General features: G+C 70.3%; 15 protein-coding genes. 3 read left to right on the top strand and 12 right to left on the bottom strand.

From position 1 onward, the window contains the following. The 7 genes from C5708_RS07705 to C5708_RS07735 form a co-directional block, all read right to left on the bottom strand. Nucleotides 1–1,089 carry a glycerophosphodiester phosphodiesterase gene (locus C5708_RS07705; RefSeq protein WP_242919556.1) on the bottom strand — a complete coding sequence of 363 codons (1,089 nt, stop codon included), beginning with the start codon at nucleotides 1,087–1,089 and terminating at the stop codon, nucleotides 1–3. 67 nt (nucleotides 1,090–1,156) lie between these two features. After that, nucleotides 1,157–1,957 (bottom strand): inositol monophosphatase family protein, encoded by an 801-nt coding sequence (locus C5708_RS07710; RefSeq protein ID WP_242919558.1) that lies wholly within the window; start codon nucleotides 1,955–1,957, stop codon nucleotides 1,157–1,159. A 150-nt stretch (nucleotides 1,958–2,107) separates the two neighbouring features. Then, entirely contained in the window at nucleotides 2,108–2,755 is a 648-nt protein-coding gene (gene thiE, locus C5708_RS07715; protein ID WP_242919560.1) for a thiamine phosphate synthase, read from the bottom strand. A gap of 61 nt (nucleotides 2,756–2,816) precedes the next feature. Beyond that, the gene (locus C5708_RS07720; RefSeq protein ID WP_242919562.1) at nucleotides 2,817–2,975 is read right to left on the bottom strand and encodes a hypothetical protein; all 159 of its coding nucleotides are present in this window, start codon (nucleotides 2,973–2,975) and stop codon (nucleotides 2,817–2,819) included. Further along, nucleotides 2,959–3,984, bottom strand: coding sequence for a cytochrome d ubiquinol oxidase subunit II (cydB, locus tag C5708_RS07725; protein WP_242919564.1), 1,026 nt, complete (start codon nucleotides 3,982–3,984; stop codon nucleotides 2,959–2,961). The genes C5708_RS07720 and cydB overlap by 17 nt, the downstream gene beginning before the upstream one ends. After that, nucleotides 3,981–5,399 carry a cytochrome ubiquinol oxidase subunit I gene (locus C5708_RS07730; protein ID WP_242919566.1) on the bottom strand — a complete coding sequence of 473 codons (1,419 nt, stop codon included), beginning with the start codon at nucleotides 5,397–5,399 and terminating at the stop codon, nucleotides 3,981–3,983. Before C5708_RS07730 ends, cydB begins: the two co-directional genes overlap by 4 nt. 4 nt (nucleotides 5,400–5,403) lie before the next feature. After that, nucleotides 5,404–5,991 carry a GbsR/MarR family transcriptional regulator gene (locus C5708_RS07735; RefSeq protein WP_242919568.1) on the bottom strand — a complete coding sequence of 196 codons (588 nt, stop codon included), beginning with the start codon at nucleotides 5,989–5,991 and terminating at the stop codon, nucleotides 5,404–5,406. 161 nt (nucleotides 5,992–6,152) lie between these two features. Here C5708_RS07735 and C5708_RS07740 point away from each other — a divergent pair, with 161 nt between their 5' ends. The 3 genes from C5708_RS07740 (at nucleotide 6,153) to C5708_RS07750 (ending at nucleotide 7,686) form a co-directional block, all read left to right on the top strand. Then, nucleotides 6,153–6,338: a (2Fe-2S)-binding protein gene (locus C5708_RS07740; protein WP_242919570.1), complete on the top strand. Its 186-nt coding sequence runs from the start codon at nucleotides 6,153–6,155 to the stop codon at nucleotides 6,336–6,338. A 126-nt stretch (nucleotides 6,339–6,464) separates the two neighbouring features. Continuing rightward, nucleotides 6,465–6,947, top strand: coding sequence for a bacterioferritin (gene bfr, locus C5708_RS07745; RefSeq protein ID WP_242919572.1), 483 nt, complete (start codon nucleotides 6,465–6,467; stop codon nucleotides 6,945–6,947). A 106-nt stretch (nucleotides 6,948–7,053) separates the two neighbouring features. Then, the gene (locus tag C5708_RS07750) at nucleotides 7,054–7,686 is read left to right on the top strand and encodes a DUF2799 domain-containing protein (RefSeq protein WP_242919574.1); all 633 of its coding nucleotides are present in this window, start codon (nucleotides 7,054–7,056) and stop codon (nucleotides 7,684–7,686) included. 87 nt (nucleotides 7,687–7,773) lie between these two features. Here the strand turns inward: C5708_RS07750 and fba are convergent, their stop codons facing one another. The 5 genes from fba to C5708_RS07775 form a co-directional block, all read right to left on the bottom strand. Then, on the bottom strand, nucleotides 7,774–8,862 hold the full coding sequence (gene fba / locus C5708_RS07755; RefSeq protein WP_242919576.1) for a class II fructose-bisphosphate aldolase: 1,089 nt from the start codon (nucleotides 8,860–8,862) through the stop codon (nucleotides 7,774–7,776). A 59-nt stretch (nucleotides 8,863–8,921) separates the two neighbouring features. Next, entirely contained in the window at nucleotides 8,922–10,112 is a 1,191-nt protein-coding gene (locus C5708_RS07760) for a phosphoglycerate kinase (protein ID WP_242919578.1), read from the bottom strand. Nucleotides 10,113–10,297: 185 nt separating this feature from the next. After that, nucleotides 10,298–11,305: a type I glyceraldehyde-3-phosphate dehydrogenase gene (gap, locus tag C5708_RS07765; RefSeq protein ID WP_242919580.1), complete on the bottom strand. Its 1,008-nt coding sequence runs from the start codon at nucleotides 11,303–11,305 to the stop codon at nucleotides 10,298–10,300. A gap of 181 nt (nucleotides 11,306–11,486) precedes the next feature. Further along, complete coding sequence (gene purT, locus C5708_RS07770; RefSeq protein ID WP_242919582.1) at nucleotides 11,487–12,698, bottom strand: formate-dependent phosphoribosylglycinamide formyltransferase; 1,212 nt, start codon at nucleotides 12,696–12,698, stop codon at nucleotides 11,487–11,489. Between the two features lie 8 nt (nucleotides 12,699–12,706). Next, nucleotides 12,707–13,102 carry a VOC family protein gene (locus C5708_RS07775; RefSeq protein ID WP_242919584.1) on the bottom strand — a complete coding sequence of 132 codons (396 nt, stop codon included), beginning with the start codon at nucleotides 13,100–13,102 and terminating at the stop codon, nucleotides 12,707–12,709. Nucleotides 13,103–13,158: the final 56 nt, after the last annotated feature.

Below are 13,158 nucleotides of genomic sequence, written 5' to 3' on the forward strand. Positions count from 1 at the left end.
TCAGGCCGCGCGGGCCTTGACCGCCAGGGCGGTGAAGTCGCTGAACAGGCCGTCGACCCCGGCCGCGTAGAGGGCGGCGAACAGGGCGGCGACGTCGCCGTGTTGGCGCAGATAGTCCGGCGCGGTCTTGTCGCCCCGGCGCAGGCTCTCGGGCAGGAAGAAGTTCTCGGCCCGCACCGTCCAGGGGTGCACCACCAGGCCGGCGGCGTGGGCGTCGCGCACCAGGCTGGTGGCCGGCAGCAGGCGCTCCTTGTCCTGCGGCACGACCATGACCTTGTCCGGCCCCAGGCCGTCGGCATAGGCGGCGACGGCCTTCAGTCCGGCGGGGGTGACCATGTCGGCGTAGGCGGTCTTGTCGCCGCGGGCGACGAAGTCGGCCGGCGCGCCCTCGTTGGACACCAGCTGCACCAGCCGCGCTTTGGACAGGGTGCGGAAGGTCTTCAGCGCCGCGACCTCGAAGCATTGCACGAACACCGGCGCCGAGGCCGAGCTCAGGTCGTTCTTCTTGAGGAGGTCGGCCAGCCGATGCTCCAGCGGCAGGCCGATGGAGGCGAAGTAGGTCGGGTGCTTCATCTCCGGATAGGTGCCGATGACGCGGCCGGTGCGCCGGCTCTCGGCCTTGGCCAGGTCGACGATCTCCTGATAGGTCAGGATCGGCCCCTCGCCGTTGTGGCTGGCGCTTTCCGGGCGCAGCTGCGGCAGGCGCTCGCGGGTGCGGACGGTCTTCAGCTCGGCCAGGGTGAAGTCTTCGGTGAACCAGCCGGTGATCTTCTCGCCGTCGATGAGCTTGGTGGTCTTGCGGGCGGCGAACTCGGGGCGGGCGGCGACGTCGGTGGTGCCGCCGATCTCGTTCTCGTGGCGGGCGACCAGCACGCCGTCCTTGGTGGGGACGAGGTCGGGCTCGATGAAATCCGCGCCTTCCTCGATGGCCAGCTTGTAGGCGGCCAGGCTTTCCTCCGGCCGCTCGCCGCTGGCGCCGCGATGGGCGATGACCACCGGCCGCTTGCGCGGCGGCGCGGCGCGCCCGGCTTGCGGGACGAGCGCGGCGGACAGGGCGAGGGCGGCGGCGGAGCGGCGGGTCAGGTCCATGGACCTGACATAGCCGGCCTGTGTGTCGGTTTCGTCAAGGCGGCGCGGGGCCGCCGCGCGCCTGGCCTCAGGCCGAGGCCGCCTTCAGGCGCTCGACGATCTGCGGATGCAGGTCGAGGTTGGCGGCGCAGATCGCCCCGGTCTTGACCGGGTCGCGCTCGGGATCGTCGAGGTCGCTGACCTTGCCGCCCGCCTCGGCGACGAACAGCACGCCGGCCGCCACGTCCCAGGGCTTGAGGTCGCGCTCCCAGAAGCCGTCGAAGCGGCCGGCGGCGACATAGGCCAGGTCGAGGGCGGCCGAGCCGAAGCGGCGCACCCCGGCGACGCGCTGGCTGATCTGGTGCAGTTCCTTCAGGAACTGGGCGTGGCCGGGCTTGCCCAGGAAGGGGATGCCGGTGGCCAGCACGGCGTCGTCCATGTGCTTGCGGCCGGCGACGCGCAGGCGCTTGTCGTTGACGAAGCAGCCCTTGCCCTTCTCGGCCCAGAACGCCTCGTTGGTGATCGGGTTGTAGGTGACGCCGGCGACGATGACGCCGTCGCGCTCCAGGGCGACGGTCACCGCGAAGTGCGGGATGGCGTGCAGGAAGTTGGTGGTGCCGTCGAGCGGGTCGGCGATCCAGGTGTGGGTCTTGTCGGTGCCCTCGACCATGCCGCGCTCCTCGCCCAGGAAGCCGTAGCCGGGGCGGGCCTTGGCCAGTTCCTCGAACAGGATCTTCTCGGCCTTGAGGTCGGCGGCCGAGACGAAGTCGGCCGGCCCCTTGCGCGAGACCTGCAGCTCGCTCAGCTCGCCGAAGTCGCGGGTCAGGCCCTTGGCGGCCTTGCGGCACGCGTCGATCATGACTTTCAGGAGGGCGGAGGGCGTGGACACGGGGGCTTCTCTTTCGCTACGCGACCCGCCGAAGGCGTTGGCGGGCGGTCGGAAATTGGCGGCGGAACCTAATGGCGCGGGGGCCATAAGGCAAGTTCGCGCCGCCTGGCCGCCCTGGGGCCGCCCTGGGGCCGCCCCGGGCCGGCGCGGTCAGGCCCGCTCGGCCAGGCCCCTGGCGATCTCGGCGTTGAAGGCGGCGACGGCGGCGGCCGGGCCGTCCGCGTGGGCCCAGACCCCGGCCGACACCGCCAGGAAGTCGGCCCCGGCGGCGACCAGCGGCCGGCAGTTCTGGGGCGTGATCCCGCCGATGGCGACGCAGGGAATCTCCATGGTCTCCTGCCAGATGGCCAGGACCTCCGCCTCGGCGCGGATCGGCGCGTCCTTGGTGGCGGTCGGGAAGAAGGCGCCGAAGGCGACGTAGTCGGCCCCGCCCTCGGCGGCCTCCATGGCCAGGTGGCGGCTGTCATGGCAGGTGACGCCGATCATGCGGTCGGGCCCGACGATCTTGCGCGCCTGGGCCAGGGGGACGTCCGACTGGCCGACGTGCACGCCGTCGCAGCCGAGCCGGGCGGCGAGGTCGGGACGGTCGTTGAGGATCACCGCCGCGCCGCGGGCGTGGGCGACGGGCGCCAGGGCGTCGACCGCCGCCGCGACCACGTCGTCGCCGGCGTCCTTGAGGCGGATCTGCACGGCGGCGACGTCGCCGGCGTCCAGCGCCGCGGCCAGGGCGAGGCCGAAGCCGGCCAGGTCGTCGAGACGGGGCGGGGTGATCAGGTAGAGGCGGCAGAGGGCGTCCATGCCCCCGCCGCTACGACCCCGCCCGCGCCCCGTCAATGGCCGATGCTCGCTGGGTTCGCCCTCATGGCGGCGGCAGCAGGGCCTTCATGCCGTAGGCGACCAGGGCGGTCGCGGCGGCGGCGGCGACCGCCAGCCCGACGAACCAGGCCAGCCGCCGCCAAAGGGCGGGCGCCGGCGCGCCCGGCTCCGGCGGGCCCTGGGGTTCAATGATAGCCGGCATCGGGCGTCACCTTGCCGCGGAACAGCCAGTAGACCCAGACGGTGTAGCCGAGGATCACCGGCAGCAGGATCGCCACCCCCGCCAGCATCAGGCCCAGGGCATTGTCGGCCGAGGCCGCGTCGCGGAAGGTCAGGGCGTAGGGCACCACGAAGGGGGCGAAGCCGACGGCCAGCCCGAAATAGCCGGACAGGAACACCAGGGCTGCGCCGACGAAGGGCAGCGGGTGCGACCGCTTGGCCAGGCCGTAGGCGATGACCCCCAGCCCGGCCGCGCCGAGCAGCGGGATGACGGCGCGCGGGGCGAAATAGCCCCAGTCGACCGCCCCGGCGGCGACGCCCCAGCGCTCGGCCACCTGCGGGTGCGAGACCAGGGTGGCGATGCTGACCAGGCCCAGCAGCACGGCGGTCAGGAAGGCGGCGATCCAGGCCCAGCGGCGGGCGTCGCCGTGCAGCTCGTCCTGGCTCTTGAGCACCAGCCACGTCGCGCCGAGCAGGGCGTAGCCGGCGACCAGGCCGCAGGCGACCAGCAGGGTGTAGGGGGTCAGCCAGTCGAAGGCGCCGCCGGCGAAGGCGTTGTTCTCGACCTTCACGCCCTGGATGAAGCCGCCGAGGATCAGGCCCTGCGAGAAGGTCGCCGCCAGCGAGCCGAAGGCGAAGGCGCCGGTCCAGAACGCCTTGCCGCGCCGGCGGCCGTGCAGGCGGAACTCGAAGGCCACGCCGCGCAGGATCAGGGCCCCCAGCATCATGTAGACCGGCAGGTAGAGGGCCGGCATGATCACGGCGTAGGCCAGGGGGAAGGCGGCGAACAGGCCGCCGCCGCCCAGCACCAGCCAGGTCTCGTTGCCGTCCCAGACCGGGGCGATGGAGTTCATCATCACGTCGCGGTCGGCCGGGCTGCGGGCCAGCGGGAACAGGATGCCGACGCCGAGGTCGAAGCCGTCGAGCAGCACGTAGAGCAGCACGGCCGTGGCGATCAGCCCGGCCCAGATCAGGGGAAGGTCGAGGCTCATCGGTCGCTCTCCCGCGAGACGAGGCCGGCGTCGGCGTCAGGGGCGGCGGCCAGGGCCGAGCCCGGCGCGCGCGGGCCGGCGAGGGCGGGCTCGGCCGCGACGGCGGCGGGGCCCTGGGCGATCAGGCGCAGGATGTAGAGCGCGCCGACCGAGAACACGATGGCGTACACCGCCAGGAACATCAGCAGGGAAGCCGAGACGGTCCCGGCGTGCACCGGCGAGGCGGCGCTCGCCGTGCGCATGACGCCGAACACCACCCACGGCTGGCGGCCGATCTCGGCGACCATCCAGCCGGCGATCACCGCGACGAAGCCGGCCGGACCCATGGCGACGGCGAAGCGCAGATAGGTCCGCGACCGCTCCGGTCCGCCGCCCCGCCACCACAGCCATGCGCCCCAGAAGCCCAGGGCGATCATCAGCAGGCCGAGGCCGACCATGACGCGGAACGCCCAGAACACCAGGCCGACCGGCGGGCGGTCCTCCTTGGCGAAGGCCTTCAGGCCCTTGACCTCGGCGTTGGCGTCCTTGGCGACGATCAGGCTGCCCAGCTTGGGGATGGAGACCTCCCAGCGGTTGGTCTCGGCCTGGCGGTCGGGCCAGGCGACGATGTGGAAGGCCTGGCCGGCCTTGGTCTCCCAGAACGCCTCGATGGCCGCCAGCTTGGAGGGCTGGTAGCGGGCGGCGACGTCGCCGGAGATGTCGCCGACGACCAGCTGCAGCGGCGCGACGACGGCGAACATGCCGATGGCCATGCGCAGGGCCAGCCGCGATTCCGGCTGGTCAGGCCGCTTGAGCAGCGCCCAGGCCGAGGCCGCGCCCACCACCAGCGAAGTGGTCAGGTAGGCGGCCAGCACCATGTGGGCGAAACGGCTGGGGAAGGTCGGCGAGAAGATCACCTGCAGCCAGTCCAGGGCGACCATCCGTCCGGAAGCGTCGTGGCCGAAGCCGGTCGGAAACTGCATCCAGCTGTTGGCCGACAGGATCCAGAAGGCCGAGACCAGGGTGCCGCCCGCCACCAGGGCGGTGGCGGCGAAGTGCAGGCCGGGGCCGACCTTCTTCCAGCCGAACAGCATCACCCCCAGGAAGCTCGCCTCCAGGAAGAAGGCGGTCAGCACCTCGAAGCCGAGCAGCGGCCCCAGCACCGGGCCGGTCTGGGTGGCGAACACGCTCCAGTTGGCGCCGAACTGGTAGCTCATCACCACGCCGGAGACGACGCCCATGCCGAACGACAGGGCGAAGATCTTCACCCAGAACAGGTACAGCGTCTTGAAGACGTCGCGCTTGGTGACCAGCCAGGCTCCCTCCAGCACGGCCAGGAAGCTGGCCAGGCCGATGGTGAAGCTGGGAAAGATGATGTGCCAGCCGATCGTGAAGGCGAACTGCAATCGCGCCAGCAGCAGGGCTTCAAGGTCCATTGCGTCAGATCTCCCCTTCGTCCGTCGCTTGGTTCCGGCGCTTGCCGCCGCCGATCACGGTGAGCTTGCCCTTGATCTCGAGCAGCTTGGAGACGCCGGCGCCGAGCTTGAGCAGGCCCATGAGGCTGGCGTTGTCGAGCTTCTGCACGTCGCCGGCCCAGCCGGTCAGCAGCTCGATCAGGTCGTGCATCTGGCGCATCTTGTCCTGGGCGTGGCGCTCCTCCGGCCCGGAGGGCTGCTCCATCAGCACGTCGCGCAGCATCGACAGGGTGGGGTCGACCTCGCGCTTGCGCCGTTCCTCGGCCAGGGTGCGGACGATCTGCCAGATGTCGTCGGGGGCCTCGAAATACTCGCGCCGGTCGCCGGGCAGGTGGCGCTTGCGCACCAGCCGCCAGCCTTCCAGCTCCTTCATGCCCATGCTGACGTTCGAGCGGCTGATCCCCAGCGCCTCGGTGATCTGTTCGGCGTTCAGCGGCCGGTCGGACAGGAACAGCAGGGCGTAGATCTGGCCGACGGTGCGGTTGACGCCCCAGCGCCCGCCCATCTCGCCGAAATGCAGGACGAAGGTCTGGATCAGGGGCGGCAGCTGCATAGGCATTCCCGTAATTTCAGAATTTTCTGAAAATTACAACGTCACTGAATTCCTGGCAAGCGCACGATGCGCCCCCGCCCATCCTGCAAATGAGTTGCAACGGCGTTCGCATCTGCTATACCCCTGTCGTCAGGAGAATTCCTCCATCGGGGATCGGTTCCTTGTACGTCTGCAACTGCAACGGCATCCGTGAGCGCGAAGTCCGCGCCGCCATCGACCAGGGCGCGACGCGGCCGGCCGAGGTGTTCCGTCGCTGCGGCGCCGCGCCCCAATGCGCCAAGTGCGTGTGCGACATGCGCGACATGATCGCCGAGACCCGCGAGGCCCTCCGCTACGCCGCCGAATAGGGCCGCCGAATAGGGTCGTTGAACAGGTCGCGCCCGAGACGCAGAATGACTTGCAAACATAGAGGTTGAATAAGTCTTCGCCTTGGGGGAGTTTCCGCGAAATTCGACCCGCGGGAGAGCTTCGACATGCAAGGCGACAAGGCGATCATCAAGCTGCTCAACGCTGTGCTCACCAATGAGCTGACCGCGGTGAATCAGTATTTCCTGCATGCCCGCATGTACGAGAACTGGGGCTTCAAGCGTCTGGGCAAGATCACCTATGACGAATCGATCGGCGAGATGAAGCACGCCGACAAGCTCATCAAGCGCATCCTGTTCCTGGACGGCCTGCCCAACCTGCAGGACCTGCACAAGCTGTCGATCGGCGAGCACGTGCCCGAATGCCTGGCCGCCGACCTTTCGGTCGAGACCGCCGGCCGCGCCATGCTGGTTCCCGGGATCAAGCAGTGCGAGGAGGCCCAGGACTATGTCAGCCGCGAACTGCTGACGGAGATCCTCGAGGACACCGAGGAGCATATCGACTTCCTGGAGACCCAGCTGTCGCTGGTGAAGTCGCTGGGCGAGCAGAACTATCTGCAAAGCGCGCTGGGCGAGCTGGAAGGCGAGTAGGCCGGCGCATCGGCCGGGTTCAGCCACGGTTCATCAAGACCTCGTCATATGCTCGCATAGCTTGCGGGCGCCGTGGATGCGCGCCCCGGCCGGCTTGGAGGGCGGCATGGGTTCGAGGTGGATGGCGGTCGTGGCGGCGGGTCTGGCCCTGACCGGGTGCGAGACCCTCGACAAGGGTCAATGCCTGCAGGGCGACTGGTCCGCCATCGGCTACGCCGACGGCGTCGACGGCTATCCGGCCAGCCGCATCAACGACCACGGCAAGGCCTGCGCCCAGTACGGCGTGGCGCCGGACGCGCGCGTCTATTACGCCTCCCGCGAACGCGGCCTGCCGCTCTATTGCACGCCGGCGCGGGGCTTCCTGGCCGGCCGCAACGGCGACAGCTACAAGGGCGTCTGCCCGCCGCCCCTGGAGCGCGGCTTCTTGGCCGGGTTCGCCGACGGCGGGCTGGTGCACGACGCCCAGGCCCGCCTCGACCACGCCGAGAGCGACCGCAGCTCGGCCGACAGCCGCCGCCGCCGCCTCGATCGCGACATCCGCGACGAGGAGGCGCGGATGGACGATCCCAAGACCACCGACGAACAGCGGCGCTCGATCCGCGAACACCTGCGCCGGCTGCGCGACGACCGCCGCCGGGTCGACGACGACTGGCGCGACGCCAGCTACGCCCGCGACGCGGCCGAGCGCGATCTCAGCATGGTCCGCGCCCGTTTCACGCCGATCTACGGAACCTGGTGAGGCCGCCCTTCCGGCGCGTCGCTCCGGACCAGAAAAAAGGGCTCCCCGCCGGGGAGCCCTTTCGCATTCAGGCCGGGTCGCGGCGGATCACTCCGCCGCCGCCTTCGCCGCCGCGCCGAACTTGGGCGACAGCTCGCCCTTGGCGTAGCGCTTGGCCATGGCCGCGGTCGACAGCGGCTTGATCCTGGAGGCGAAGCCTTCGGCCCCGAACTCCTGGAAGCGCTGCTGGCAGACCTTGCGCATGGCTTCCTTGGCCGGCTTCAGATAGGCGCGCGGGTCGAACTCGCCCGGCTTCTCGGCCAGCACCTTGCGGATGGCGCCGGTCATGGCCATGCGGTTGTCGGTGTCGATGTTGATCTTGCGCACGCCGTGCTTGATGCCGCGCTGGATCTCTTCGACCGGCACGCCCCAGGTCTGGGGCATCTCGCCGCCGTACTGGTTGATGACGTCCTGCAGGTCCTGCGGCACCGACGACGAGCCGTGCATCACCAGGTGGGTGTTGGGCAGGCGGCGGTGGATCTCCTCGATCACGTTCATGGCCAGCACCGCGCCGTCCGGCTTGCGCGAGAACTTGTAGGCGCCGTGGCTGGTGCCCATGGCGATGGCCAGGGCGTCGACTTCCGTCGCCTTGACGAAATCGACCGCCTGGGCCGGATCGGTCAGCAGCTGCGAGTGGTCGAGCTTGCCCTCGAAGCCGTGGCCGTCCTCGGCCTCGCCCATGCCGGTCTCCAGGCTGCCGAGCACGCCCAGCTCGCCCTCGACCGAGACGCCGCAGCTGTGGGCCATCTCGACCACCTTGCGGGTGACGGCGACGTTGTAGTCGTAGTCGGCCGGGGTCTTGGCGTCTTCCTTCAGCGAGCCGTCCATCATCACCGAGGTGAAGCCGTACTGGATCGCCGTGGCGCAGGTGGCCGGGCCGTTGCCGTGGTCCTGGTGCATGCACACCGGGATGTTCGGATAAAGCTCGACCAGGGCGTCGATCAGGCGGGCCAGCACGATGTCGTTGGCGTAGTTGCGCGCGCCGCGGCTGGCCTGGATGATGACCGGCGCGTCGACGGCCTCGGCCGCCTCCATGATCGCCAGGCCCTGCTCCATGTTGTTGATGTTGAACGCCGGCAGGCCGTAGCCGTGCTCGGCGGCATGGTCGAGTAGTTGTCGGAGCGTGATCCGCGCCATCGGTAGTATTCCTCGGAGTGGGCCGCCGGCGTTTTCGCCGTGCGGCCGATATTTGATTGTCAGATCGCCAGCGCCGCGACGCCGGGAAGGGTCTTGCCCTCCATCCATTCGAGGAACGCGCCGCCGGCCGTCGAGACGAAGGTGAATTCGTCCGTCGCCCGGGCCGCGTTCAGGGCCGCAACCGTATCACCGCCGCCGGCCACCGCCACCAGCTTACCCGATTTGGCCAGGGACGCCGCATGCCGGGCGGCGGCCATGGTGGCGGCGTCGAACGGCGGAACCTCGAACACGCCCAGCGGGCCGTTCCAGATCAGGGTCTTGGACTGGTCCATGACCTGCAGCAGGCGCTCGACCGACCTGGGACCGGCGTCGAAGATCTTCTCGCCCGCGCCGACCGCGTCCAGGCCGCGCACCTGGGTGGCGACGCCGGGCTTGAGGTCGTCGGCGACGACGAGGTCGACCGGCAGCAGCAGTTCGCAGCCGCTCTTTTCGGCCAGGGCCATGATCTCGCGGGCGGTGTCGGCGAGGTCGGTCTCGCACAGCGAGGCGCCGACGCCGTGGCCCTGGGCGTAGAGGAAGGTGTTGGCCATGCCGCCGCCGATGGCCAGGGCGTCGAGCTTGCCGACCAGATTCTTGAGCAGGTCGAGCTTGGTCGAGACCTTGGAGCCGCCGACGACGCCCAGCACCGGCTTGACCGGCTGGCCGAGGGCCGCGTCCAGCATCTCCAGCTCGCGCCGCATGGCCAGGCCCGGATAGGCCGGCAGCAGCCGGGCCACGCCTTCGGTCGAGGCGTGGGCGCGGTGGGCGGCCGAGAAGGCGTCGTCGACATAGAGGTCGCCCAGCTTGGCCAGCTCGGCGGCGAAGGCCGGGTCGTTCTTTTCCTCGCCGGCGTGGAAGCGCAGGTTCTCCAGCAGGGCGACGCCGCCCGGCTCCAGCCCGTCGACCACGGCCTGGGCGTCGGGGCCCACGCAATCGTCGGCGAAGGCGACCGGCTGCTCCAGCAGCGCCGCCAGCGGCGCGACCACCGGCTTCAGGCTCATTTCCGACACGCGCTTGCCCTTGGGCCGGTCGAAGTGGGCCAGCAGCACCACCTTGGCGCCCTTGGCGCCGAGGAAGCGGATGGTCGGCAGCGCCGCGCGCAGGCGGGTGTCGTCGGTCACGCGGCCGCCGTCCATCGGCACGTTGAAGTCGACGCGGACCAGGGCGCGCTTGCCGGCGAGATCGGCGGTTTCGAGATTGCGGAAGGTCATCGGAGGGGCTCTTCTCAAAAGCCCTTCCCCCTCGATGGGGGAAGGGTTGGGATGGGGGTGAGCGCGCAGCGCTCGTACGAGGCAGGCTGGACCTCGGCGCCTCTCGCGCCCATTCCCGACCCGCCCTGCGCTCACCCTCATCCCCGGCCCTTCTCCCATCGAGGGAGAAGGGGGGCAGGCGGGTCTTAGAGGAACTTGGCCATTTCGAGCGCGGTGTCGCTCATGCGGGTGGCGAAGCCCCACTCGTTGTCATACCAGCTCAGCACGCGGGCCAGCTTGCCGTCGACGACCTGGGTCTGCGGCAGGGCGGCGGTCGAGCTGGCGGCGATGTGGTTCAGGTCGCTGGAGACCACCGGGTCGGTGGTGGTGAACAAGACGCCCTTCATCGGGCCGTCGGCGGCCGCCTGCAGGGCGGCGTTGATTTCCGCCACCGTCACTTCGCGCGCGGCGACGACCTTGAGGTCGACGACCGAGACGTTCGGGGTCGGAACGCGGATCGACGAGCCGTCCAGCTTGCCCTTCAACTCCGGCAGCACCAGGCCCAGCGCCTTGGCCGCGCCGGTCGAGGTCGGGATCATCGACAGGGCCGCCGCGCGGCCGCGGTAGAGGTCCTTGTGCAGGGTGTCGAGGGTCGGTTGGTCGCCGGTATAGGCGTGGATGGTGGTCATGTAGCCGCGCTCGATGCCGAACAGGTCGTTCAGCACCTTGGCGACCGGGGCCAGGGCGTTGGTGGTGCACGAGCCGTTGGAGACGACGATGTCATCCTTGGTCAGGGTCTCGTGGTTGACCTTGAAGACGATGGTCTTGTCGGCGCCGTCGGCCGGGGCCGAGACCAGCACGCGCTTGGCGCCGGCGGTCAGGTGGGCCGAGGCCTTGTCCTTGGAGGTGAAGATGCCGGTGCATTCCAGGGCGATGTCGACGCCCAGGGCCTTGTGCGGCAGGTTGGCCGGGTCGCGCTCGGCGGTGACCTTGATCTTGCCGAGGCCGACGTCCAGCCAGTCCTCGCCCGAGGTGACGACGCCCGGGAAGCGGCCGTGCACCGAGTCGTAGCGCAGCAGGTGGGCGTTGGTCTCGACCGGGCCCAGGTCGTTGATGGCCACGACCTCGATATCGCGCCGCGCGTGCTCGGCGATCGAGCGCAGCACCAGGCGGCCGATCCGACCGAATCCGTTGATGGCGACGCGAAGGGCCATGGGTCTCTCCTTGTAGTCTTCCCCGACGCCGGTCCGCAGACCCGCGTCATCTGATTTCGCCCAAGAGGGTTCGGGGGCGTTTTGCGGGCGGGGGGGCGGAAGTCAACCCCTGGCCCGGTCAAGTGGCGTTACGGATTCTTCGCGACAACGTTGTCATCATTCGCGAGGGGCCGTCCACGGCTCAGCCGGCGACCGGCCTGACCCGTCCCGCCGCCTCGCGCGCCCGCTCGCGGGCCTGGTCGACGTCGCCGCCGCGGGCCAGGGCCACGCCCATGCGCCGGCGCTCGAAGCTTTCCGGCTTGCCGAACAGGCGCAGGTCCGAGCCGGGGACGGCCAGGGCCTCTTCGACGCCCTCGAAGGCGATGGCCTTGGCCTCCATGCCGCCATAGATCACCGCGCTGGCGCCCGGCTCGCGCTGGGCGACGTCGACCGGCAGGCCGAGGATGGCGCGGGCGTGCAGGGCGAACTCGCTCAGGTGCTGGCTGACCAGGGTGACCAGGCCGGTGTCGTGCGGCCGGGGGCTGACCTCGGAGAACCACACCTCGTCGCCCTTGACGAACAGCTCGACCCCGAACAGGCCCAAGCCCGTATCTGGGCCGCCGAGGACGGCCGTCACCTTGCGGGCGATGTCCTGGGCCTTGGCGATCGCGGCCGGGCTCATCGCCTGGGGCTGCCAGCTCTCGACATAGTCGCCCCTGACCTGGCGGTGGCCGATCGGGGCGCAGAAATGGGTCTCGATCTCGCCGCCGGCGCCGCGGGCGCGCACGGTCAGCAGGGTGATCTCGAAATCGAAGTCGATGCGGCCCTCGACGATGACGCGGGCCTGTTCGACCCGTCCGGCGGCCAGGGCGTAGGCCCAGGCGGCCTCGATCCCGGCCGGGCTCTCGACATAGCTCTGGCCCTTGCCGGACGACGACATCACCGGCTTGACGAAGCAGGGATAGCCGGCGACCTCGGCCGCGCCCTGGGCCAGCTCCTCGGCGGTGGAGGCGAAGGCGTAGGGGCTGGTCGGCAGGCCCAGATCCTCGGCCGCCAGCCGGCGGATGCCCTCGCGGTTCATGGTCAGCTGGGTGGCCCGCGCCGTGGGGATGACCACGGCCAGGCCCTCGGCCTCGATGCGGGCCAGCTCGTCGGTGGCGATGGCCTCGATCTCGGGCACCACCAGATGCGGGCGCTCTTGTTCGATCACCGCGCGCAGGGCGGCCGGGTCGGTCATGGCCACGACGTGGCTGCGGTGGGCGACCTGCATGGCCGGCGCGTCGGCGTAGCGGTCGACGGCGATCACCTCGACGCCCAGGCGCTGAAGCTCGATCGCCACCTCCTTGCCCAGCTCGCCGGAGCCCAGAAGCATGACCTTGGTCGCCGTGGGCGACAGGGGGGTGCCGATGCGCATGGTGGTCGTCATCCTTCTCGACGGCGTTCGATGAGGTCCCAGGGATTGCCGTACAGATCCTCGAACACCGCCACCTTGCCATAGGATTCTTGGCGCGGGGGTTCGCGGAAGATCACGCCGGCCGCGAGATAGCGGGCGTGGTCGCGGTCGAAGTCGTCGGTCTCCAGGAACAGGAACACCCGCCCGCCGGCTTGGACGCCGACGGCGGCGGCCTGGGCCGCGTCCGCCGCCTTGGCCAGCAGCAGGCAGGTCGCCGATCCCGGCGGCGCCACCCGCAGCCGGCGCTTGGTCTCGCTCAGCGGCGTGTCCTCGACCAGATCGAAACCCAGCGCCTCGACATAGAAACGCCTGGCCTCGTCATAGTCGCGGACCAGCAGGGTGATCGCGGCCAGGGTCTGGGGCATCGGGTCTGGGCCTTTGGTCCTCTCTTCCGCTCATCCCCGCGAAAGCGGGAACCCAG

Origin of the sequence: Caulobacter sp. CCUG 60055 (genome assembly GCF_022750545.1) — a bacterium.
Classification (GTDB): domain Bacteria; phylum Pseudomonadota; class Alphaproteobacteria; order Caulobacterales; family Caulobacteraceae; genus PUIC01.